Genomic DNA, 23,137 nt, shown 5'->3' on the forward strand with positions numbered 1-23,137 from the left:
TCTGAAAAACCCTCACCCGCTGTGGCGTTTCGGATACCGACAGCGGCAAGAGATTAACCATATCTTGCAACGATACGCCGAGCCCATCGGCCCGCTCCGACCTTGTCAGTTGAAGTTCACCGCTTAATAAGTCATATATGTCCAATAGTTAAACTTTAGAAGCCACATAAGACCAGAAATGTCGAATCTCCGTGCCCATAGGGCTTTAGTAAACCTTGGCCGCAATATCAAACAAGCGCGCCTCACGCGTCGTCTTGCCATGCTCGATCTCGCCGAACGCGCGGGCGTGTCAGAAAAGACGATCCAGCGCCTGGAGCGGGGCGATGCTGGTGTGGGCATCGGGAAACTGGCCGGGGTGCTTGCGGCGCTCGGCGAGCCCGATGCACTCGCGGAGATCCTGCGAATAGAAGAGGATGCTGTGGGCCTGTCCCTCGCAGTCGACGCAATTCCCAAGCGGGGGATATCCTATGTAAAGCGCGGCGGCGCACGAGCTCCGGATAGCCGCCATGGGGCCGACGGTGATGATGATGAAGGCGTAGGCTTCTGATGGCCGCGGGCGCCCCGGAACAGAAGGTCACCCATATTTGCCTTGGAAGCGCACTCTTGCCAGTCGGTAAGCTGCGGTTCACCCAAAGTTCGCGCCGCCATCATTCCGGATTTCAATATTTCGAAAGCTGGCTTAACGATGCGCGTGCCTTTGCGATCGCACCTCAGCTGCCGCTCGGATTAACGCCCTCCTATGTGTCTAAGGCATCCACAGTCGATCAGCGCGACAGCCTGCCTTCCGTCCTTCAGGATGCGACACCTGATGCGTGGGGGCGTCTCTTGATGGCGCGTGTTCACGGTGCCGATCTCAGCGAATTCGACATGCTTACTCTGTTGGATGATGCCACGCGTCAGGGTGCACTCCGGTTCACTGAAGAAGGTGGCGGAATCATTAGTGGACATCGCACACCGGTGCCGAACCTCAACCAGCTTGACACACTCCGGGAGATTGCGGTCAGGGTCGAGCAGCGACGCGAGGTGTCGAGCGAGGATCTGCGCTTGATCGCAGGCGCTGGCGGCTCGATTGGCGGCGCCCGGCCGAAGGTAAATGTGCAAGACCGCGACGCGCTCTGGATTGCTAAGTTCTCATCCTTGAGAGACCAAAGTCCTGTGGAGCGCATCGAGGTCGCGACCCTACAGTTGGCGCGGGAATGCGGCCTGCGCGCGTTAGACGCTCGGTTGATGTTGGAAAACTCGGACCATCCAGTGGCCCTTATCAGACGCTTCGATCGGCGGGCGGGCGCGCGTGTCCCTTACTTTTCAGCGCGCACAGCTCTTAATCGATCCGGTGCGGAGCAGGGCTCCTATACAGAGATCGCAGAGGCGATCCGGATGATCAGTAAGGCTGCGCGGGCAGATTTGCATGAACTTTGGGCGCGAATGGCCTTCAACGTCCTCGTCACCAACACGGATGATCACCTGAAGAACCACGGATTCATTTACGCCGACAACGGCCTTTGGCGGCTCTCTCCGCTCTTCGATGTGAACCCACAAGCGGGCGGCCATCGCTATCTCGAGACGGCGATCATAGAAGGAGGGCCATTTAAGGCGTCACTCGATCTCGCGGTGGCCGCTGCGGAGTTCTTCGATCTGAGGGAGAACCAAGCGCGCATGCGGGCGCGAGAAATGGCCTCACTCATCGCCAAGCGGTGGAGACCTCTCATGCGGCAATTTGGTATTGGTGGAGAAGATCTGAAATCTCTCTCAGACGCCTTTGAACACGGCGAGGCGGAGAAGGCTCTTAGCCTTTGATCAACAGCCGTCGACCTCTCGGCGGCTACGCCACAGCTGAGCGTTTCTGAGCCTCGAAGCGCTACGTCCGCTTTAAGCCCAAACTGACCGTTTGTGGGGCGGAGTTCTTCGCAGTTGCGGCATAAGCTGCGCCGCCAAGAGCGGTCCTTAGCGGTCGTTCGACCAGGTTTCAGCGAATGACCGAAACGCCCTCTATCGCCCGATGCCGAGGCTTAGACGAATGGTCGCATTTTCTGGTCATTTAGGTGGCACATCTTAGCCCCTACTGCTTGTCGGTATCAGTTTAGGGGCCGAGCCCCAGCAAAGCTGCCGGCTCTCAATGTAGTCGATTTCGGCTGGCCTGAGCAGCCTTTGAGCGCGGTGGCCAGGTCGACCTGATATAAGCAAGTATGGTCCAAATATCTTCGTCTGAGGTTACCTCACCGAAGGCGGGCATGCCGCTGTTGAAGCCCTTCACGCCCCGGGCCGCCAGCACAACCTCGCCCCCGAGCTTGGTGTAGTCGAACAACAGCGTATTACCATGGTGCCAAGTATGCCCCGTTGCATCATGCGGCGGCGCGGGCAGCACACCATGTTCGTCTGGGGTTCGCCAGTCGGGCTTTCCTTCGAGGTCTGCGCCATGACAGGCGGCGCAGTTCTCGGCGTAGAGCGAGCGCCCCGCAACGAGATTGCGGCCGTCGAGTTCGTGATCGGCCTGCGCTGCCGATGCGGCCGCACAGAAAATCAAAGCAGCCCGTTTCATGCAACTTCTACCCATGTGCGCATCCCTCCGATCGAGTGGCTCAACATATGGCAATGAATCAGCCAGCGGCCCGGATTGTCGAACACGCAGAGCACGTCGCGGCGTTCACGGGCTGCGACCAGCGTCGTGTCACGCAGGTCTCCGGGGCTGCCGTCGGGGGAGAGTTCGAAAAAATGATGCCCGTGCAGGTGGATTCCATGTGCAAAGGCGGTCTCGTTGGCGAGGGTGATCCGCACCGTCTCGCCGCGGGGAATGGTGGCGAAGGGCTCCGCGGGCAGGTCCGAGACATCGTTGAAGGACCAGATGTTGGCGCCGCCGTGTCGCCCGCCCATGGCCCCGCCCATCATGGTCAGCGTCAGGTGCTGAGAAGGTTCGTCCGGTGCGGGCAACGCCGGCGCGGCCAGTGTCGGCAGAGGGCCAGATTGCCGATCCGTATTCTCGCCGGAGATGGACAATTCGGCCAGACGGTAAGGCTCGTGCCGCGTGGGCATGTCAAAGCCGACCGGGCCCGTGACATCAACGATCAGATCGGCCCGCTGGGCCGGTGCCAGAACGAGGTCAGAGGCCGCGCGGGGTTGGCGCAGTGCCATGCCGTCCAAGGCGACAACCGAACCAGAGACGCCAGAGATGCTTAGGGGGAAAATACGGTTGGTCGCCGCGTTGATCAGCCGCAGGCGGATGCGATCACCTTGCCGCACATCGCTTCGCGATAGGAAGCCGCGGGCGAAATTGCCCATATAGCCCGCATGTGCGACGCTATGCATGTCGGTGAATTCATCAACAAGGCTGCCATCTTCGTCGATGATCCAATCGGACAGGATCACGGTGATGTCATGGTCCAGATCGAGGGGGGCGTCGTCTTCGACGATCAGCGGCCCCATCAGACCCCGCGCCACCTGCTCTTGCGAGATGTAGTGCGAATGATACCAGTAGGTCCCCGCGTCGGGCGGGACGAAGCTGTAGGTCTTGCTGTCACCGGGGTTAATCAGGTCTTGCGTCAGGACCGGAACGCCATCCATCCGGTTTTCCAACCGGATGCCGTGCCAATGCACGGCGGTGCCCTCTTCGAGCCCGTTCTTGACCTCGATTGAGACCCGCTCCCCGCGCTTCACCCTGAGTTCCGGCCCAGGCATCGACCCGTTGAACCCCAGCATCGCGGTGGCGCCTTCCCCTTCGGGAAGAATTTGACGCGTGACGGCCTCGGCCCTCAGCTTCAGGAGCGTTTGACCAGCGAGGCCCGGCAGTGGCAGGACCGTCGCGGCTGAGACGCTGGCAAGGAATTGTCTTCTGTTCATGTCATGCCTTATCGGGATAAATTGCGATTGATGCTGCCACGGGGGACAGGGCGCGCCGATGTCCGAGGCGTGTAGGTATGTCCTGCCGGGGCCGATCCCAACTGCCGATGACGGGTTGGAGGTGGGCCGCCTATGCGCTCTCTATCGGGAAAGAGAATGAGTCGAACCACTTGGGTCATCCCTTGTCCGACAGGGGGGCGCGTCCCCCCATGATCTGTAGCACGAAGCTTCCTGACGCCGTTATCATGAGAAAGCCGTGAAATGCTTCTATCCCGGTAAGGAAGCGCAGGTGCCCCACGGGGGTCAAGTCGCCCCGCCCTAAGGTGGTGAAGTTGACCAGCGAGAAATAGAAATAATCCATCATCGTGGTGGGCTTGCCCGCCGGGCCGGAGACGTTCAGCGCGCCGATTTGCAAACCCTGCACAGCCCAAAGGAAGAACAGCGTATAGATGAAAGCCTCGATGACATGCGCGATTGTGATTGCGCCGATGGCCAAGCCAAGGTTCTGGCCATGCGCAGCTCTTTTGCGCTGCGCGATGGTATCGGAAACCCATTTGAGCACGAAATAGTGGATCGCCGTGCAGATGCTGACGACCAGAACTGATAGAAGAATTGCTTGGATCATGAAGGGGCAACCTGCTTTGTTGGGGGCTTTTCCTCAGGCGATTAAGCGGGGGCGGCGTTTGTTCTGGTTGCAGCGCCTATAGTCGAACCCTTCACAGCCACAGTTTGCAGGGCCTCCGCGGGCATCAATGCGTCATCCATCAGATCTTCAATGAAGGTGCTGAGCAACTGTGTGCGCCCGGTGACGGCAGCCTTGCGATAAATCGCGTTTGTCTGCGCCTTGATTGTCCCTTCTGAGGTGCCGCGCAGTTCCGCAATGTCGCGGGTGCTTAGTCCTTTGACCAAAAAGACCGCGACGTCCCGCTCTGCGGGGGTCAGCCGCCAATCCGTGAAATGTTGCGTCATCACCATCGAGAACTCCGAGGTGCAGCGGCGCATCTTATCTTCGGCCAGCCGCGCACGTTGCAGACTGGTCCTGAGGGCGACCCAACCAAGCGCCACGCCGAGGTTCAGGCCGATGGCCAAGATCGTTTGTTGATACTCGTGGCTTTGCCAAATCAGAAAGTCAGGCTCCATTCCCATGGCGTCCAGCAGGAAGCAGACGGAAAAGAAGATTGCCACAATTGCCTGCAGTGCAGCGATGGCCCAAAGGGCGGTGGTTCCACGCGATCTCATTACTCGAACTGCCTTATTGTTTGGTGGAAAGAGCAGGGCCAGCCAGTTCACCGGCCCTGCTGTCGGCGCTTACTTCATCGCTGTGACGGTCAGCTTGCCTTTTACACGGTCGGCCACGAATTCGATGTTCTGGCCTTCCTTCATATTGGCGATCAGCGTCTCATCGGCTTTGAACACCATGGTCATCGACGGCATGTCGAGGTTTTCCAGCGGGCCGTGAATGATGGTCACTTTCTTGCCCTTGGCGTCGACTTTCTTGATCTTGCCGGTTGAGTAGACGGCGGGCGCCGCGGGGGCCTCATCAGACTGCTTCACGGTGATCGGGCCATGCATGCCGGATTCGTAATGGCCGGGGATCAGGCAGGCGAACTCGAAGGAACCTTCATTGGCGAAGGTCCAGATCACCTCGCCCTCCATGCCGGGATCAAGGCGAACGGAGTTCGGGTCGTCATGCTCCATGTCCATCTTGGCCATGGCGTCCTTGTGCTCGGCATTGCCTTCCATCGTGTCGATTACGAACTCATGCTCGATCTCGCCTTTGTTGGTGACGCCAAAGCGAATGGTCTCGCCTTTTTTGATGTCGAACTCGGCGGGTTCAAAGATCATCTCGCCGTCGTCGGTTTCGCGCATGGTCACCTCGATCGTGCGGTCAACCGCCTCGGCCTTGCCGGGCATGCCTGCGGCCATTTCCTTGTGCATGTCGCCATGGCCGTCATCGGCGTGACCGCCGCCATGGGTGCCTGCCGCATAGGCCGGAGCGGTGATGAGAAGGCTGAGGGCGGTTGAGAGAAGAAATTTGTTCATGGTGTTTCCTGTATGGTTTTAGAGGTGATTATAGTCCAAGAGCCGCTTAGCCCTTGGAGGTTGGTTTCGGCGTGATCTGGGTTTTCGGGCTGTGGTTCTGCGCGAAGTCCGGCAGTTCCCCGGTCCATTCATACGCCTCGGTGCCCGGAGGGTTTTCATACCAGCCGGGATCTTCGTAGTCGTCCGCGTCGATGCCTTCGCGCACCTTCACGACCGAAAACATGCCGCCCATTTCAAGGGGTCCATGCGGCCCCCAGCCGGCCATCATCGGCACGGTGTTGTCGGGCAGCGGCATCGACATTTCGCCCATATCCGCCATGCCCGCCGTGCCCATGGGCATGAACTCAGGCTGCACGCGGCGGACCTGACGTGTCATGTTGGAACTGTTGGTGCCGATCAGCGTGGGCACGTCGTGGCCCATAGCGTTCATCGTGTGGTGCGACTTGTGACAGTGGATCGCCCAGTCGCCCAGATGCTCGGCCACGAACTCATAGGCGCGCATGGCGCCGACGGGAATGTCGATGGAGACCTCGGGCCACTGCGCCGATTCCGGCACCCAGCCGCCATCCGTGCAGGTGACCTTGAAGTCATAGCCATGCATGTGGATCGGGTGGTTGGTCATCGTGAGATTGCCGACGCGCACGCGAACCTTGTCGCCATGGTTGACGACCAGGGGGTCAATGTCCGGGAAGATGCGGCTGTTCCATGTCCAGAGGTTAAAATCCGTCATCGTCATGATTTTCGGGATGTAGCTGCCCGGATCGATGTCGAAAGCGTTCAGCATAATCAGGAAATCCCGATCAACGCGCATGAAATCGGGGTCTTTGGGATGGACCACGAACATGCCCATCATGCCCATCGCCATCTGCACCATCTCATCCCCATGCGGGTGATACATGAAGGTGCCGGATTTGGTCAGGTCGAACTCGTAGATAAATGTCTTGCCCGGCGGGATGCCCGGATGGCTCAGCCCGCCGACACCGTCCATGCCCGAGGGCAGGATCAGCCCGTGCCAATGCACCGTCGTATGTTCCGGCAGGCGGTTGGTAACATAGATGCGCACCCGGTCGCCCTCGACGGCTTCGATGGTCGGACCGGTGGACTGACCGTTGTAGCCCCAGAGGCGCGCGACCATACCATCAGCAAGTTCACGCTCGACCGGCTCGGCAACGAGGTGAAATTCCTTCACGCCATTGTTCATCCGGTGCGGCAGGGTCCAGCCGTTGAGCGTGACCACGGGGTTATAGTCCGGCCCACTGGTGGGACGGGTCGGCGCTTGGGTGAGGGCCGAATCCATCTCGGCGGCCTCGGGCAGGCCCATATTCATGGTCTGGCCCCATGCTTTGGAGGACACGAGCGTTGCACCCGCAGCGCCGGCCCCCAGCAGTTGACGTCTGTTAATCATCTGGTTGCTTCCCTGTCTCAATGTCCTGCGCCGCCACTGGCGGCGATCTGTGTCTCTCCGCCGGCACCGCCGCCGCCGCTGCCACCGCCGTAGATCGCGGCGGTCAGACCGGCAGAGGCCAGCCAGAACTCACGCTTGGCATTGGCTGCCTCAAGCTGGCTTCCGATCTTCTCGCGGGCGTCGTTCAACAGATCGAAGGTGCTGGTGATCATGCCGTTGTTGCTGAGCAGAGCCTCTTCATCGATGGTGCGGCGCAAAGGCAGCACCACGTCTGAGTAGTGCCGTGCGATCTGGTGGCTTGAGCGGTAGGCCGTGGCCGCCGCCCGGGCTTCGGAGCGGACGTTCACCGCCCGTTCGGCCAGCACATTGGCGGCTTGAAGATAGCTAAGCTCGGCCTTGCGCATTCACGCCTTGCCGCTGTCGAAAATTGGGATGACGAACTCGAACTCGACCTGAGGTGAGATACTGGTCTCGACTTCCCCGTCCTCTTCCTCACGCTCGATCTCGGCACCAGCGATGACTTCGAGGTCGGTCAGGGTGCGGGTGGCATCGGTCAGACCATAGGCCTTGGCCGTTGCTGCCAACCCCAGCCGGGCGACTTCCAAATCAACACGATTGGCGAGCGCCAGCCGTTCGATGCCCTTGTGGCTGCTGACCGTATTGGGCACGCGGGGCAGAGCATCGGGCACATAATAGGCCACGTCCTGCCCCCAGAGCCCCATGAGCCGGGTCAGCTGTTCCTTGGCCAATTGCGCATCCAGCCGCGCCTGCGCCAGCTGTCCGGCCATCTCGGCATTGAACGCCTGCTCGCGGGCCTGTGCGGCCTTGTTGAGCGCGCCGGTCTTGCCCAGCTGCTGCGCCAGTTCCGCCGCCGCATCGGTGGTGACGGCAGCACGTTTAAGGTAGCCCACCGCCTCAAAGGCGGCGACCGCGTTGATCCATGCCTCGCGCGTTTCATTGGCCAGTGCCAGCGTGTCGCTCACCGCCTGCATCTGCGCGTGCTGGAATTCCGCCTCGGCAGCGGCGATGCGCTGTTTGCGGGTGCGAGCGTCCAGCAGGTTCACGGCGATCATGCTTTCCAAGGCACGGTAAAGCCCGACCTCGGGCGCGCCGATGCCCAGCAAGCCGATGGAGACGACGGGGTTTTCTGGCGTGGACTGCTGCCATGCTTCGGCCGCCGAGAGGCCGATCTGCGCATAGGACGCCTGAAGCCCCTTGTTGTTCAAAAGCGCGACCTGCACAGCGGTTTCGGCACTGATCGTTTTACCCTGCACCATGGCGCGGACCTGTTTGGAGGCCGCGACGGTCTCGGCCTGCGACTGCGCCCAGACGGTGCGCTTGCCGATGGCCTTGGAGGTGCGTGCCTCCACGGTGGCAAAGCCAGCATCACGGGCCGAGAAACTCACCGGCAGGTCCGTTGCCGTGCAGGCGCCCAAGATCAGTGGTGTAATGACGGCGGCGGTTTTCAATTTCCAACGCATCAGTGGTTCATCCCCTGCATATCCATCCCCTGCATAGCTGCCTGTTCAGCGTTCAATCGTCGCCAATCGAGCGGCTCCACCACGCCGCGACGACGGTAGCCTGCAAAGGGTTGCTCTTCGGCGGGCGAGGCACTGCCGCGCGTGCTGTTGTCGGCGGCGGTCATCGCGGAGACTTCGGGAAGAGGCGTGGGCTGCTGCACATAGGCGGCAGTGACATCGGGAAACGGGGGGAGCGTCGTGGCGCAAGCCCCGAGGGTCAGGGACATCGCCCCTGCAATCAGTGGTAATTTCATTGGTTTTTTGCCTGAGAAAGAGGTGATCTTACCCGCGGCGGGAAACCGCGGATGCAAAGGCCGTCAGGGGGCCGGGATCAACTCAGGCTCGAGGTGGACGCAATTGGCCCGTGGGCTGGCCAGAGGCGACAGAGTGAGACACGCTGGCATATTCAACGGATCGCACCGCCGTCATCTTGGCATCCTGCGAAGTGGTCAGCGCCGCCGTCAGGCAAATGCCACCACAGCAAGGCTCGCCTTCGAAACTTTCTGGTATGTCTGTCAGATCAGGTCGGGCCGCAGCATCTTGTTGCAGGTCTGACGCTGCGCTCATCTGGTGGCCAGCGTGATGCGCTGCCTGCGCGCTCTCATGCATCCCGCTTTGCGCGTGAACCGACGAGGGCGGCAGGAGCAACAGACCACAAGCCAAAACCACGCCGAGAAGGACGCGACAGAGGTTTGATATGTTTGTCAAAGAACGCATTGAAGATAGCAGTGTCGCAAGTCGCAGAGCCTGTCAACGTGTCCAGCGCGGGAGGGTTTGCGATTTTCTGGCGGAAACCGGCCGAAAGTGCGGAGCAGCGGATTGGCGCTCCGACCCGAAGAGAAGGCCAAAGGCGCTGGCTATGGTGCCAGAGCGCGATGGGCATTCGGTCCGAAACGCCTACTTCGACGCCTTTTGCAAAAGACCAATCAACTCGTCAAACTTGGCGCGTTGTTCTTCCGGGTCGCCGCTGGCAATCGCAGCCTCGACGCAATGCTGAGCGTGGTTCTCCAGCACAAGCTTTTCGACCCCCAGAACGGCGGATCGGATTGCCGCAGTCTGTGCTAAGATGTCCATGCAGTAGCGGTCGGCCTCAACCATTTTCGCGATGCCGCGCACTTGTCCTTCGAGCCGCGCCAGGCGATCCAGCGTCTTTTCCTTGTTAGCCTTCATGAGGCGTCGCTCCATTCGGGATTTGTTGCCGATCGGATAATATACCCCATATGGGTATAAGACGATGGCACACATTGGCAATTTAGGAGGACAATACAATGGATTCAAAGAATAAGCACGACGATCGCACAAGCAGCGGCTATGGCCGGTTCTTTGCGATGATCGGCACCTCGACGGTCGTGATGTATGGCCTGATGTATCTCAACACTTATGCGCTTGACCATGTCTTCTTCTCCCAGACGCGGATGTGGATGGCGCTCTATATGGGCGGGGTAATGGCAATCATTATGCTCGCCTTCATGCTCGGCATGTATTCCAATCGAAAGACGAATTTTGCGATCTTCACTGGTGCCGCCATCGCCTTTGCGGCTGGTGTCTACTTGGTCCGGTCGCAAGATACGGTAGGCGACACCGCTTGGATGAAAGCTATGATCCCGCACCATTCAATCGCGATCCTGACCAGCGAACGGGCAAACCTGTCCGATCCGCGCGTGCGCGAACTGGCCGACGCGATCATCGAGGCGCAGCGCAGCGAGATCGAAGAGATGAAGCTCTATATCGAAGATATCGAAGCAAACGGGGATGCAGCGCCTGGCACTTCCCGCACCAAACCCTGAGATCAAGGAGCATATCATGCCCAGAGACACCCGTGATGTTGCAGACGTAACAACTGATCCGGCCTCCTCCGCGACAGGGAAAACCGCCGTGCTTTACCGCATGGCCCTGCCAAACCATCTGTGTCCTGCGGGGCAGAAGGCGCGATGGCTTTTGGAGCGCAAAGGCTACGAGGTCGATGACCGCCTGTTCCGCGCGCGGTCTGAAGTCGACGCGTTCAAGGCGCAATACGATGTTCCCACGACCCCGCAAGTCTGGATCGAAGGGAAGCGCGTTGGCGGCTATGACGCCCTGCGCCAGGAACTTACCGACTATGACCCTACGGCGACCACTTACAAACCGGTGATCTATCTCTTCGCCGTTGCTGCGACCACAGCGCTTGCTCTGTCCATCGGCTTTCTTGGCGCGATCACGTGGCAGACGCTCGGTTGGTTCATTTCGGTCTCGATGATCCTGCTGGGGATGCAGAAGCTGAGCAATATCGAAAGCTTCACGACGATGTTCCTCAACTACGACCTGCTGGCACGTAAATGGGTGCCATATGCCTACGTTTATCCATGGGTTGAAACCGGGGCGGGCGTGTTGATGACCGGTATGTTGCTTACCCCATTTGCCGCTCCGGCTGCGCTCTTCATCGCCACGGTTGGCGCAATTAGCGTGTTCAAAGCCGTCTACATCGACAGGCGCGAGTTAAAATGCGCTTGCGTTGGGGGTAATTCGAACGTGCCGCTCGGATTTGTGAGCCTGTCCGAAAATCTAATGATGATGGGCATGGCCATCGTGATGTTGGCCAAGATGTTTACCTGAAGGTCGGGCGCAGCATCTTGCGCTTAGCACGAGTTCGCAGGGCGGAAATGGTCAACTGAAGCAAACGTGCATGGCACAAGTGTTTGTCTTAGCTTTGTTCGCATAGCTGCCGTTCGTGCGTTTTGCGGCGAACGGCGGCTTTCCGCCCTCCTTTCGAAGGTTCTCGCAACCTCAGCGAAAACTGTGCAGCCGCAGCGAACGGCAGGAAAGTCCCGTCAAGCCGACCTCCAGCCTTGGTTAGACATAGCGTCGTGTCCACGAGACCTGCCACGAGTTGCACCACGAAATGCAAAAGGGCTGGCCCAAGTTGGCGCAGTAGTGAATTGACAATCCTCGTGCCGGTGATCTTTCAGGTGTTATCGATATCGACCTGATCGGCATTTCGCCCTGCCGCGCATGACAGAGCGTATTAAGCCCGGCATGTTCCTCTTCATCATCATGACACCACAGGTCAGGCGCTGTCGTCCTCTAACGACAGGGACGCAGCGAGTGCCTGAATACGCTTTGCTGGGCCTTTGTAACGCGCCCCTCGGACGAAACCGCCGTTAGCGCGTGCCATATCAGCGTGTGAAACCTGACCAGAGCGAAGTAGTTCTTCATCGCGTTCGCGCTCGGCGGCTTTCTCAGCTGCGCGTTCTTGGAATGAAAATCTGGGCATCTTTGGTTCCATGTTGTCTCCCTCACGTAAGCTTATCACATCGATGTCGATTTCTTTCGAGAAAACCGCGACACCTGAGGCCAGCCTGTGCCGCACTTGCAGACAGACCGACGCTCGAATTCATGCTGGGTAATGCCCTCAGGCACCTCACCGGGCCTGCGGCTCACCTTATGACCGCACTCCCAACATCGAACCTCTATTTGGGTGATGCCGGTTGAAAACAGTTCATCGGGAATAGAGGCCATCTTGAGTTTACTATCAAATTCCACGGCTCACCTAAGACGGGATACACCGTCGTCATCAAGCCGCCAATATGGGCACTGCGCCGTCGTCCTCTGTAAAACCGGCGTCTCACGTGCGCGTCCGCCTGGTGTTGTAGTTTAGGAGCTCCAAGAGTTCAGTGGCATACTGAATCCGAGCTTCATGCACGGGATTTGACAGCGAGCGTATCACTATTGCCCAAGTGATGTGATGCGCAATCCGTTAGATGAAGAAGACGAATGATGGGCCCATATGCCGGTCTTTGGCGACCGCATAGGGAGCTGATTATCCGGTTCCTGTATGAACCACTGGAAAGCAGATACTTAGAAATTTGCAAATTAGATAAGCAGGTCCTGCGGAAGCTGCAGCCTTTACGATAAATGTTTAAGGCGCCGTCAAACTCTGAGCGCCTTTGCTGCCTTATCGATTACCAAAGCCTTGCAAGGTATCTCAGAGACGCAGAATGGTTCGCTACATAGGCCCACCAAGACCCATTCAGACGTCTGGTGCGTCCCAGCCTTCCGATCACGACAGCGTCTGATTTGCCAGCAGCGCACATGTGATAGCCGTGCTTGGCGGTGTATATAATAATCATGAAAACCTGCACATCATACTCGCATGACGTCGCCCGGAGGGAGTCTTCTATGGCGCCGCGACAATGAGCTTGGTGCGCTTTACGTTGCGCAGGCGTCTGCGCTAACCTCTGGGCGATTAGGCCTGCAACATTGCTTGAAGCGTGCCGGGCATATATAAGGTGTTTATCGGAATCCGAACAGGCGGTCTGGGCAAGGGTGATATAGGATGGTGCAAGTTGCATCCAAGATTCTTGGAACTGTGAACGCACCATATGATGCGGATCTGTCCGCTTGCCAGCTTGCGGCTGCAATCTCGGACATTGAAGTCGCTCAGTTTGTGATGGGGCCGGCATTTTCCTTCTTCTCTGAGGTCTCCCCGCATCTCCAGACGTCCTTCGTGTCAGAGTTGGAGCTGCCCTACGACAAAGTGCAGGTGGTGGCGAAGCACTTTCAAACGCTTTGCCCTTTTCCGTTAGCACTGGTTGCGTAAGTTCTTTTCACCGACCTATACTTCGGCGGCGTTGCGGGAGGCTTCGTCACAAACGAAGGGCCCACAATAAAAAGAACGCGGGTCGGCATGCTCTGTGACTGAACCTGTGCTATACATGTCTTGTTCATTGTAAGATGGACGACGGAGCAGAGGAGGGAGATGGCAACTTTTGATTTTATAGTGTCAATCGCGTCGGTCGTTCTGGCTGGCGTGACGATCGCCTGGATGGCCTACTTGGCTCGTGTTAGCGGCCGAGACCGGCCGCACGATCCGGAGCGCCTGCGCCAGTTCATAGCGAATGCGCCCTACCATCTCCTTGAGGAGGATAGCCGGAGTAAATGACCAGATCTCTTACAACGAGACCCTGTCCGCGCGCATCACAGCGGTGGGGGTATTGTTGCCCTTGGTCGCCAATCCAAGAAAGAAGGTTTTTGAAGATATTCTTCTTCACCCAGTAGTCCAGCACTACAGCGTGCAATTGGCAATTACTCCTTCAGAAAATCAAACCCTCCACTGACCAAGGGGCCTCGCCTGGTGCGGTTATGGCTGCGCAATCTTCCAAGCGAAGGCTCCCACCAAAGGTCTTTGCAGCTTCTTTGAATCTATTCAGCAACCGCTGTGAAGCCTTGTTGCGGTTTAGATATCCTTTTAGCGCATTTACGTCCTTGAAAACGCTTGGGGCTCCTTCTGCAATACCCTTGTAATCGAACTTGATCCTTCTTCCGTCGATCAATGCAAGCGCAATAGCTGCCTCAATCCGGTCCCCCTGCAGAGCATTCCAGCTAATTATTTCATTCACAGGCAAACCTGGGATTGGAATATTGCAAACCAGAATGACGCGCTTGCGGCAGGGCGCGTGCGCTAATCGAAGGCGTTCTACCAACTGGCGCGTAGCGAGTTCGCGTGACTGCAATTGAAGACGGCGGATCATTGGGTCTGGATGGCATGGCACTTTAACCGCCATGCCACTCCCGTCTGCCATTTCATATGGCAGTTCAACCAGGGGTAGCCATTGCCCTCCCTTCATATCCGGCGCCACAAAGTTCAGCGGTTCCCCATGGGTATCTCCCCACAGTGCGCGCCCCTGATCCTCCAGCGTCGAGACAGGCAACTCCTGACGACCAAGAACGATCACTGCGGAGCAGTCCTTGTAGCGGTTCGATCCCAACGACCTACCTCCGAGCCAGAGCCATCGTGCCCCATGGAGCTTTGTGCCAAGCATGATCTGGTTGATCTCGGCCTCACTTTTTGAACTGAAATCATGGCCGGCGTCCTCGAAGAACCTCTGCACAACCGTCCGGGTTGCACCTACAAGCACGCCTGTGTTCTTCGCGAGGCGATCACGCAGCACTTCTCTTGCAATTACCCTTCTGCACCCCTCGCGGTGGCTTTCGCTGTTCAGCAGTGCCGAGATAGACATCTGGTGATCGTGGACCTGCACGACATGGGCTCGAGGCCGCAGGGTCAGTTCATGCTCTGCTCGAATATCACAGCCGAGAGCGGCCAAGATCTCGGTGTCTGCATCGGCATCGAGAACCAGCATAGGTTCCTTGTGCCGCAGCGGCTGCTTACGCATCACGCGCAGCACCTCTTTTTCACCATCTGTAAATAGGCGAAGCCGCTCGCACTCGGTCAGGCCCAAACGCTTTGCCTCAGCCAACACTTCCCAGATCGCTGCGAAGCGTGAAACCTTCCGATGCGCCTGAGCGGCCTTCTCCAGTTTTATTTTCTGGGTCAGGAAGTCCTGGTCGGGGCGAATGTCAGAAGCGGGTGCCTGGCCCTTGCGCTCAAGCTCAGCAAAAGCAGTAAAATCGCTGGCAGAATAAGGCAATGCCAGCGGGCTCTCCCCAGCACAAAGCTTCCCCATGACTTGCGCTGCCGCTTTTAGGAGTTCCGCATGATCTGCGGCGCCTGACGTCGGAAGAAATGTCCGCGCCGCCCTGAAGGCGATGGGATCGATGTCTCGTATCCAGAGAAAGTTTTTCCAGAAGGTTTCGTCCACGACCCTAAGTGCCGGGTCTACGCCTGGTTGCTTCGGCAAGGCAAAGTATGCAGTCGCGAGGAAGTGGCAAGCTGCGTCCACTCTGAATTGGCCAAGATAGGCGCATTCCTCGAAATGGGGGCATCGTGCAACTGTGCCATCTTCCAACTTCGTTTCGCAAAAATGCTCCTTTGCAGAGAGCCCAATCCGATTTGCTTGCTCGACCAGCTCGGCCTTGGCGCACATTTGACCATTTCCGTCAGGTCTGGGTGCAGACCTGCCGCGGATGGTTTGGGCAGAAAGGCCAAGGCACTCCGCTTCGCGTGTCGCCTCCGCAGCCAAGGCAAGCGTCGGCACATGGAAGGCCACGTTCCCAAGTTGCCCCTCAGACGCGCGTTCAGCCATGAGCTCTCGCTGAAGTGTGCTCTTTCCGGCTCCGGGGCTTGCGCGGATTACAGCGCTTGGCACACCTTCGCCTTCGGTCGCCTCCCGCAAGGTGCGGTTGGCCAGTGTCAACGCCGACCTCAACTTTGGGCGCGCCTCAGATGCCGGGGTGAAGGTCGTCGGGCGACATGCGTGAGCCACGCGATAGGCGCCAGGATTGCAGAACCGACCTGAGCTATCACGGGCCGGTAGGTTTCGATTTGTCAAAGTCATCACTCTCATCCTGTTTGTTCAGGAGGGAGGTGAGACCGGTTCGGAAGATCGAGAAGAAATCGGTTGGATGCGGAAAAAAAGTGTCATCCCGGTAATAGATATCTCTTACCGGCGTGACACTTTTCCTTTGCAAGCCTCTGTGGCTCCAGAAGCTCCTCCGGCATCTCAGAGGTCTTTTTTGCTTCGGAAATTTCCGAGAAAGCAGTGCGGAACCTACTTCCTCCATGACCCAATGGAGGAACATCTTGAAAAAGCCTGTCTATTACACCGCCAACGAAGTCGCCGAAATCTTCAACCGGGACCCGCATACGATCCGGGACTGGATCAACCACGGCTGCCCGACACCAGAAGGTCTTGTGAGGCTTCAAGCCGCCAAGCTCGGCAAATCTTGGACGATCAAGGACGAGTGGCTGGCGATCTTCGAGCTTCGAGTCCGGCCTGACCCTGTGAGGCCGGACCTCGAACTCGAAATCCCCTGCGAACCTGAAAGGGAAACTCCATGACACTCGATCAAATACTGCGCGATTACCTGGAAACCAGCGGTGAAAGCATGCGCGCGCTGTCATTGCGCGCAGGACTCAACCCGAAAGCCGTCAGCGACATCCTGAACATTCCGGGCCTTCGCCCGCGCAACCTGACCCTGTCCGCCCTGTCAGCCGCCACGGGACATGATCTTTTTGCGTCGCAGCCGGGTTCGAGCGTCACTTTCGCCGACATGATCAAGGTTGCCCAGCAAAACGGGGACGGCACCCTCGTTTCGCGTCTGCGCTGGTTGTGCCGCAATGCCGGATGGGCCCCAGAGCTGCGCCCAGTGTGCAAACAAGATGTGATCGACTTCTTCGATCGCAACGAGCCGGCTCGCTTCGATCTCGCAACCGGCAGTTACGCCACATACCGATCCATGCTCGTGAATGCGGCCGGCTCGAGCCAACCACGCCAACGAAAGCGGCGCATCGATGACATCGCTGGACGATACAAGGAGATCCATGAGGCTATTCGTTCGAGTGATCTTTCCCGCTCGGTTGTATATGCCAGCGGCGCGTTTCTCCTGTTCCTCCACGACCAAGGCATAGCGCCAGCAGAGGTAACCCAAGACACCCTGGCTGCCTATTACAACCATCGAGTCGAGACCTCGGCCAAAAGTTCCGCTGCCTGCGAGAAACACGTTCGCGAGATTGCGACATTGATCGCACGCCTTTCCTCCGATCCAGGGTTTGTCCGCTTCGGATTCATCGCAGCCCCGCACCCGTTCGCAGACGGCCGCGACAAGTTCCGGGTGAATCCAGATCAGATCGCTACCCTGATGAAGGAGTTCGATACACGGGTGGCTCTCTGGGCACAGGGGAAAGCCTCACGTGATGGGCTGTCCCGGGCCGAGTTCATCGCGCGCATGGATCGGCAAGAGGCCGCAGGCGAAATCAGCGCTAAGAAGGCGAAGCTGCGCGCAAAACGGCTGGAGAAAGCCGGGAGACCGGGTCAGCCCAGTCAGCAAGACGCTCCCAGCCGCTCCGAATTGCTGCGGCAGGCCGGCTTCCTGATCGGCAAGCATACTTGGGGCGACAAGACCCTCGCGACGCGCCGCGGCTACATTGTTTCGCTGGCCAAGGCTGTTGCCTCGTCCGTCGAGGTTGTGCCGGAGACCATTGAAGAGCTCACCGATCCAGAATTCCTCGATGTCGCTGCGGAGACCTTGAAGGAGGTCAATCGAGGCGAATACCCAAGCGCCTATGTGACCAGTGTGCTCAAGACGGCGCGCAAGATCGCCCGTGACTATCTCTGCCGCTCGCCGGAGGATCTCCGAGAAATAGATGATACGATCGCGCTGCATGAGGTGAACTATCAGGGCATCGCACCGCGGAACATGTCCAAGCTCAGGCTGTTTAATGACACGCGGATACAGCGGACCATCGATCTGAGCGCAGTGCTGCTGCGCGACATCGACGCGTCGATCCAGCGTAAGCGGAAAGCTGGGCACAAGTCGGACGGCTCACTTCCCAAGGCCGTCGAAGTGATCGACCCGGAGCTTGGTCGCGATATTATGGCCGCCTTGGCGCATGATATCCTGCTCGCACGAGCTCCCCGAAGCGAGAACGTCGTAATGGCGAGGCTGGACTGGGTGGTCTGGCAAGATGGACGGGCGCGTATCGTGGTGCCCGCTGCCCAGGTCAAGATGCGGAGCGCTGGCGACGCGGATCTGACCATCCAACTGGGTAAAGCGGCGAGCAAGCTGCTTAGCACCTATTTGGAGACCGTGCGCCCGGCGATACTGACTGCTTCACAGAAGGAGAACCCGTATATATTCCCAGCGCAAGGGAAAACCAATGCCGACGGCCATTACGCCGGCCTTCTCAAGCGGGTGACCGCCCGCTTACACGAAAAAGTGGGCGTCCGCATCAACCCGCATCTCTACCGCCACCTGATCGGTTGGATCTGGCTCAGGGACAGCCTCGACCACCTGCCAAAGGTTCAGCGTTTGCTGGGTCACAAGCGCCTGCAGACAACCATCGATCACTATGCGGAGCTGGACGAGACTCTGATCTCGAACGAGTGGTTGGCGCATCTTGATAGTCGCACTGCAGCGTAATGAAATTCGCTCCTACAGGGAATTCGTAAGAACATGAATAATCACCTCGCTCTTCTGAACTGGATCCGCAACGCGGCCCCTGAGGATCAGCCGCCGAGTCTTCTCAAGCTCGAGACGCACCTCGAACAGCGGCACTGTGAGGTCGACTCAAGCGCCTTCATGGAGTTTGCCCATCTGCAAAGAGTAGCAACCGAAAAATGGGGCGCCGAACGCTGTGCGCATTTCGCCCAAGTGCTTCGCAAGGCGCGGGTGAACCGGAAGGCGCCGCGCCAAACCGCATGGGAAAAAGCACAGAAGCGCCTCGGCGAGCTCCCGAAGGATTGGCATCATGCTATCGCTGAACGGATCTCGAGATCGATGGAGGGAAAACGCTCCAAAGGGTGCCCCCTTTGGAGCGCCGCGCATTCCGCAAATGTGATCCGCGCGCTGGTGGGCTGGGTGGATCACTGCAGATCCCACGGCCTGCCCCTGCGGCCAACCGGTCAGGTTCTCGATCGCTACGCAGCTCAAGTTGCAGAACGCGCCTCAACGCGGACGGCATCGGATTATGTTGGCCGTATCCTGGCAGGCATGACCGTCATCGAGCCGGGCCTCACCTCGCCGGCCTGCGAATTCGTCGCATGTGACTGGCGGGAGCGCGCCGAGCAAGAAGGAGCCATAACGAAGACCGGCTCCCAACTTGTCGGAGCATCGGAAATATACGGCCTCGGGTTCGAGCTGATGGAGAAAGCCCGAAAGCGGCGCCTTCGAGGCATCCATGCCGCCCGGGATTTCCGAAACGGCATCCTGTTGTCTCTTGGCGCGGCCCTGCCGCAACGGGCACGTGCGCTGTCCGCGCTGGCTTTCGACCAGACCCTCGACCTGCCAGATGCAGGGTTGGTCCACGTTCGAATCCCGGCGCGCATGCTGAAATTGCCAGAGGATCGGAAGAACGGTGCGCCGTTTGAGAGGACTTTAACCAGTCAGAAACTTTCCGAGTCACTTCTGGAATACAGGCACTTCTACCGGCCGCTGTTTGACCGGGGGCAGTATCTGTTCCCCTCGATGCTGTCGCCCGATGTCGCCATCAGCGAAAGCCAGATCGGACGTCTCACCGGGGATGTGACCGCACGCGCCTTCGGCGTCCGGGTATCTATCCATCGCCTCCGTGACAACGTCGCGACTGAGGCCAGCGAACACCTGACCTCGGGCGCGCGCGCGGCAACGGCCTTGCTCGGGCACCGCAGCGAACGAACAGTGCAGCGGCATTACGACCACTCGACAGGACTGGCTTCCGCCCAGGAATTCGTAGACAAAATCGAAGGCCACCGCAGCATGGATGTGGAATTGAAGCTTTGAGAAGGGAGAGCAGGCATCAGTGCGTATTGCCGTTCCCCACCGAAAATTCCCTTATTTCCGAAGGATGTTGAAAACGCCCAACAACCATCCGCACGGGATGGACGCTGGGCGTTTTCAACATTTTCCCGCCCTCACTGAAATTTCCACAGCATCCTGAACACGGCTCGCCCTGACCTCAACAGAAGTTCGGACTGCCAACTATCAGCCCGAGGATATGGGCGCTCGTCTGTTCCCGGGCACCCCGAAAAAACTGTTTCGCGTTTCCTACAAAGTTCCAATCTCCTGTCTACCCAAGTGGGCAAGCAACAAAAGGAACAAACCATGACCACTTACATCGAACTTGAAGGCATCGAACCTATGAAACTCAAGGAGATCGCTGGCGACCCGGAAGCACACGCGGCGCTGAACTCCAGCTACCGGGATGCCGAGGCCTGCCGCCGGGTTCTACTCTGCAAACAGGAAGCACAGGAAGCAGTGCGGGGAATGTCGACGAGCGAGGCAATTACGATCGCGCTTGCCTTCGGGCGTGATGACCTTCTGCCAATGTCCCATCGCGACTTCCGTTCGGCATGGCGCCGCATTGATAACCGGCAGCGCCGACTGGTGGATATCGCGGCAAGGGCGAAGTGGGCGACGCAATACGAGAGCCCGGCCTGTAACGGGTAACCCAAACTTCCGGCGAGCCGAACCTCTCTGTTCAGGTTTGTCAATTGGTGGGGAGGGCGGCTGGCCGCGATCCAGTCCGGCCTTTCCTAACTGCACATTGGATGGTCGATCTCATAAAGGGCATAAGCGCCATCTACAGGCAAGCGTCAAGTTAGCTCTCGCATTTGGCTAAAACGTTGTTGTGACCGGCCCCAAGCCGCCTTCCCCGATCGTAAGGATCGCTACATTGCAGCATTCGCATTGCCGACATCCGAGCACAACGCAGCACTCGAGGAAAGACCAGAAAATATGTAGGGGATTCGGGCTCTAATCAGGAAATAAAGCTGAGGCCATGTGTTCGAAATAAATTTTAGCGCCCCTCAATCCAAGTCCTCTAAGAAACTGCGGCGTTCGCAATGTTGGCATAGTGCTGATTTCTAAGGGATTCTTGGGCACACATATCCATAGATGAAATCATGCTCATCATAACTGAATCATAAGGGATCTTTCTGTTTCCAGCAAGTCCCGACGCCCTTTTAGCAAACCAGTGATAAACAAGTTTCGCGATAGCCTTTCCGTAGAAATCCCTCATGCCGCACGCCGAGTAATAAGCCTCTCGACTCAAATTAGGACAGTTGTGTTTCGGAATAGATTTCGCCCTTTGGATCAGGGATCCGGTCTTAATAGATGGTCCAGCTGCGCCCGCCATCTCGATGATTGAGTAGGGCTTACTCCTATCGAATAGATTTTCTGGATGATTGTGATACTTAAAGTCAAGCGCGAACGCACGCCGAAGTTTGCCGGACATAGTGTTTCTGAACGTTCTGAATTCTGATTCGATAGTCGCAATATGGGTTACATTCGCAAAAAGCTGCACCACACGCTCTACGGAGAAATTTTGGCAAGCGTCGGATTCCCAGCTGTATCCGTGCGAGTATAGAACGCGAGGGTGATCTATGAGATTAGCCATAAGGTGGTCATAATCTCTGTCCATTGCGACAAGCACACGCTGAACGCTTCCATCAATGACCGTTTCTGCTAATTGCTTTAATTCAGGTTTTGAACCCATACTTTTGCATTTGCAGCTAACACCATTTGCGGACAGAACCTTAGTCCAGAAAGCTTCATCAAGCGATGAAACATCATCAGAAAGCGGTTTACCTTCACAGTAAACAATCCAATCCACATCAAAAAAAAGGTGCTCGCTTGATAAGCCAGCTTCAGTTCTCGTAAACATCAATGAAAGCAGTCTTCTATCTTTATTACTTTGTCTTGGAAATACCCTACAATATCGGGAGAGTGAGTGGCCGATATTATCTGACAAGAGCCATTTAGGCTTCGAATGTTCTTAAATAGGCCACTCTGCCAACTCACGTGCAATGACAGTTCTGGCTCATCAGAAATAAACACGACAGGCCTATCTTCTTGAAGGACAGCCTCGCCCAGCAAGATAAAGAGCTGCTTCTCACCTGAAGATAATACGCCTATGTCCACTTCATCGCCACTTTGCAAATGCACCTTGGGCACATTCCGATCATCAAAGTGGATTTCTTTTCCGGAATACAGAGAATTTATTATTTTTTCAAAGTCATCTCGGGGTGCGAAAATTTGATTTCGAACATCTTGCAAATGCCTCCACTTTTTCACCATCTCATTTACGCGATATGCATCAGACAACGACACAGCATCATCAACGGTGATGTTCTCACTGTTCTTCCAGCGGGATTTTGCATTGGCGAGCCGGGAAAGGTGTGACGTCACATTTCTTTGGGCTTTGCTTTGTGCAACTCCCAACCCCCGAAGAATTCCAATAACCGTATTCTTGTCCGCGGGTTCCTCATCAACTTGCGCAAATAATGCGCCAAAATCGCGTTCTTGATCCAACAGTGACAGGAAGACAGCCTCTTGAAAGCTGTCGCGTTCCTTGTCCGCCTGCGCTTGCAACAAAGAGAAATACTGAGCAAATGCCCGTGAGATTTCGCGTATCTTAATATCTACGCTTGGCTCTGCCTCCTCGTCACGATAGCGCTTTTTCGAAAGGTCATGCGCGGTTCGATGAACCGACAACCAATTCACTTCAACGATATCGTTCAGTATACTCCCCAAACGGGCACCTTCTTCACGAAGTCGCCTTGAACGCGCATAACGTGGATCATGATATATTCGTTCATCGAATGGGCCTTCGACGCGGTAAACGGTCCCCTTGTCGCTTGATTTTTCTTTGACCGTATAGACAAGTTCGAAACTATTCGTATCCGTGTCGATTACTTTTGCGACTTCAATTACAGGCTTTTTATTCGCGCCCTTGGTCTTCAGTCGGATAAGTGCACGTTCAAATTGAATTGCATAGAGGGTTGGTATGTCGGCCTGTAAGACTGCAGACAGAAGATTGATGACAGTCGTTTTTCCGCTGCCATTTGCCCCAATCAAGAAGCTAATATCCTCATTTAGCTTCAGACGAATTTTTCTGTCACCCCAAAACCCATCAACTTCAAAATACTCAACGCTATTCAAGATTCTTCCTCACAGTAGGCACTTCGCCATTGTTGTAGTA

General features: G+C 57.3%; 20 protein-coding genes and 1 pseudogene. 9 read left to right on the forward strand and 12 right to left on the reverse strand.

The features are described 5' to 3' along the window. Positions 1 to 178 precede the first annotated feature (178 nt). Together HKX24_RS10020 and HKX24_RS10025 are read left to right on the forward strand one after the other, a co-directional pair. Entirely contained in the window at positions 179 to 547 is a 369-nt protein-coding gene (locus HKX24_RS10020; protein WP_276153984.1) for a helix-turn-helix transcriptional regulator, read from the forward strand. Next, a complete protein-coding gene (locus HKX24_RS10025) occupies positions 547 to 1,797 on the forward strand; it encodes a HipA domain-containing protein (protein WP_276153985.1) in 1,251 nt (416 codons plus the stop codon). Before HKX24_RS10020 ends, HKX24_RS10025 begins: the two co-directional genes overlap by 1 nt. A 316-nt stretch (positions 1,798 to 2,113) precedes the next feature. On the opposite strand, the gene HKX24_RS10030 is transcribed toward HKX24_RS10025, so the two are convergent. From HKX24_RS10030 to HKX24_RS10070, 9 genes and pseudogenes are all read right to left on the reverse strand, one after another. Beyond that, positions 2,114 to 2,539, reverse strand: coding sequence for a cytochrome c (locus HKX24_RS10030; RefSeq protein ID WP_276153986.1), 426 nt, complete (start codon positions 2,537 to 2,539; stop codon positions 2,114 to 2,116). Beyond that, positions 2,536 to 3,834: a multicopper oxidase family protein gene (locus HKX24_RS10035; RefSeq protein WP_276153987.1), complete on the reverse strand. Its 1,299-nt coding sequence runs from the start codon at positions 3,832 to 3,834 to the stop codon at positions 2,536 to 2,538. The genes HKX24_RS10030 and HKX24_RS10035 overlap by 4 nt, the downstream gene beginning before the upstream one ends. 175 nt (positions 3,835 to 4,009) lie before the next feature. Further along, complete coding sequence (locus tag HKX24_RS10040; RefSeq protein ID WP_136720344.1) at positions 4,010 to 4,459, reverse strand: ion channel; 450 nt, start codon at positions 4,457 to 4,459, stop codon at positions 4,010 to 4,012. A 41-nt stretch (positions 4,460 to 4,500) separates the two neighbouring features. Then, entirely contained in the window at positions 4,501 to 5,124 is a 624-nt protein-coding gene (locus HKX24_RS10045) for a helix-turn-helix transcriptional regulator (RefSeq protein WP_276153988.1), read from the reverse strand. A gap of 18 nt (positions 5,125 to 5,142) precedes the next feature. After that, a complete protein-coding gene (locus HKX24_RS10050) occupies positions 5,143 to 5,877 on the reverse strand; it encodes a copper-binding protein (protein ID WP_209218808.1) in 735 nt (244 codons plus the stop codon). Between the two features lie 46 nt (positions 5,878 to 5,923). After that, entirely contained in the window at positions 5,924 to 7,282 is a 1,359-nt protein-coding gene (locus HKX24_RS10055; RefSeq protein ID WP_209218807.1) for a copper oxidase, read from the reverse strand. Positions 7,283 to 7,299: 17 nt separating this feature from the next. After that, positions 7,300 to 8,763, reverse strand: a pseudogene (locus HKX24_RS10060) (TolC family protein). Next, positions 8,763 to 9,056, reverse strand: a complete 294-nt coding sequence (locus HKX24_RS10065; RefSeq protein WP_174859254.1) for a hypothetical protein — start codon at positions 9,054 to 9,056, stop codon at positions 8,763 to 8,765. Before HKX24_RS10065 ends, HKX24_RS10060 begins: the two are co-directional and overlap by 1 nt. 643 nt (positions 9,057 to 9,699) lie before the next feature. Continuing rightward, entirely contained in the window at positions 9,700 to 9,972 is a 273-nt protein-coding gene (locus HKX24_RS10070) for a metal-sensitive transcriptional regulator (protein WP_093928486.1), read from the reverse strand. Between the two features lie 98 nt (positions 9,973 to 10,070). Here HKX24_RS10070 and HKX24_RS10075 point away from each other — a divergent pair, with 98 nt between their 5' ends. The 3 genes from HKX24_RS10075 (at position 10,071) to HKX24_RS10085 (ending at position 13,378) form a co-directional block, all read left to right on the forward strand. After that, positions 10,071 to 10,589, forward strand: a complete 519-nt coding sequence (locus tag HKX24_RS10075) for a DUF305 domain-containing protein (protein WP_246253384.1) — start codon at positions 10,071 to 10,073, stop codon at positions 10,587 to 10,589. Positions 10,590 to 10,605: 16 nt separating this feature from the next. Further along, positions 10,606 to 11,394, forward strand: coding sequence for a MauE/DoxX family redox-associated membrane protein (locus tag HKX24_RS10080; protein ID WP_174859256.1), 789 nt, complete (start codon positions 10,606 to 10,608; stop codon positions 11,392 to 11,394). Positions 11,395 to 13,114: 1,720 nt separating this feature from the next. After that, on the forward strand, positions 13,115 to 13,378 hold the full coding sequence (locus tag HKX24_RS10085) for a hypothetical protein (RefSeq protein ID WP_132446937.1): 264 nt from the start codon (positions 13,115 to 13,117) through the stop codon (positions 13,376 to 13,378). A gap of 493 nt (positions 13,379 to 13,871) precedes the next feature. Here the strand turns inward: HKX24_RS10085 and HKX24_RS10090 are convergent, their stop codons facing one another. Next, positions 13,872 to 15,764, reverse strand: a complete 1,893-nt coding sequence (locus HKX24_RS10090; RefSeq protein WP_276153991.1) for a hypothetical protein — start codon at positions 15,762 to 15,764, stop codon at positions 13,872 to 13,874. A gap of 497 nt (positions 15,765 to 16,261) precedes the next feature. Between HKX24_RS10090 and HKX24_RS10095 the strand changes: the two genes are divergently transcribed. The 4 genes from HKX24_RS10095 (at position 16,262) to HKX24_RS10110 (ending at position 20,604) form a co-directional block, all read left to right on the forward strand. Continuing rightward, on the forward strand, positions 16,262 to 16,519 hold the full coding sequence (locus tag HKX24_RS10095) for a helix-turn-helix domain-containing protein (RefSeq protein WP_132446941.1): 258 nt from the start codon (positions 16,262 to 16,264) through the stop codon (positions 16,517 to 16,519). Further along, positions 16,516 to 18,600 (forward strand): site-specific integrase, encoded by a 2,085-nt coding sequence (locus HKX24_RS10100; protein ID WP_276153992.1) that lies wholly within the window; start codon positions 16,516 to 16,518, stop codon positions 18,598 to 18,600. Before HKX24_RS10095 ends, HKX24_RS10100 begins: the two co-directional genes overlap by 4 nt. Before the next feature lie 33 nt (positions 18,601 to 18,633). Beyond that, complete coding sequence (locus HKX24_RS10105) at positions 18,634 to 19,938, forward strand: hypothetical protein (RefSeq protein ID WP_276153993.1); 1,305 nt, start codon at positions 18,634 to 18,636, stop codon at positions 19,936 to 19,938. Between the two features lie 321 nt (positions 19,939 to 20,259). Beyond that, a complete protein-coding gene (locus tag HKX24_RS10110) occupies positions 20,260 to 20,604 on the forward strand; it encodes a hypothetical protein (protein WP_276153994.1) in 345 nt (114 codons plus the stop codon). Positions 20,605 to 20,977: 373 nt separating this feature from the next. Here the strand turns inward: HKX24_RS10110 and HKX24_RS10115 are convergent, their stop codons facing one another. After that, positions 20,978 to 21,820 (reverse strand): DUF4435 domain-containing protein, encoded by an 843-nt coding sequence (locus HKX24_RS10115; RefSeq protein WP_276153995.1) that lies wholly within the window; start codon positions 21,818 to 21,820, stop codon positions 20,978 to 20,980. Continuing rightward, entirely contained in the window at positions 21,820 to 23,097 is a 1,278-nt protein-coding gene (locus tag HKX24_RS10120) for an AAA family ATPase (RefSeq protein ID WP_276153996.1), read from the reverse strand. The genes HKX24_RS10115 and HKX24_RS10120 overlap by 1 nt, the downstream gene beginning before the upstream one ends. Positions 23,098 to 23,137: the final 40 nt, after the last annotated feature.

It is taken from the genome of Sulfitobacter sp. M85 (assembly GCF_029285915.1).
Taxonomy (GTDB): Bacteria; Pseudomonadota; Alphaproteobacteria; order Rhodobacterales; family Rhodobacteraceae; genus Sulfitobacter; species Sulfitobacter faviae.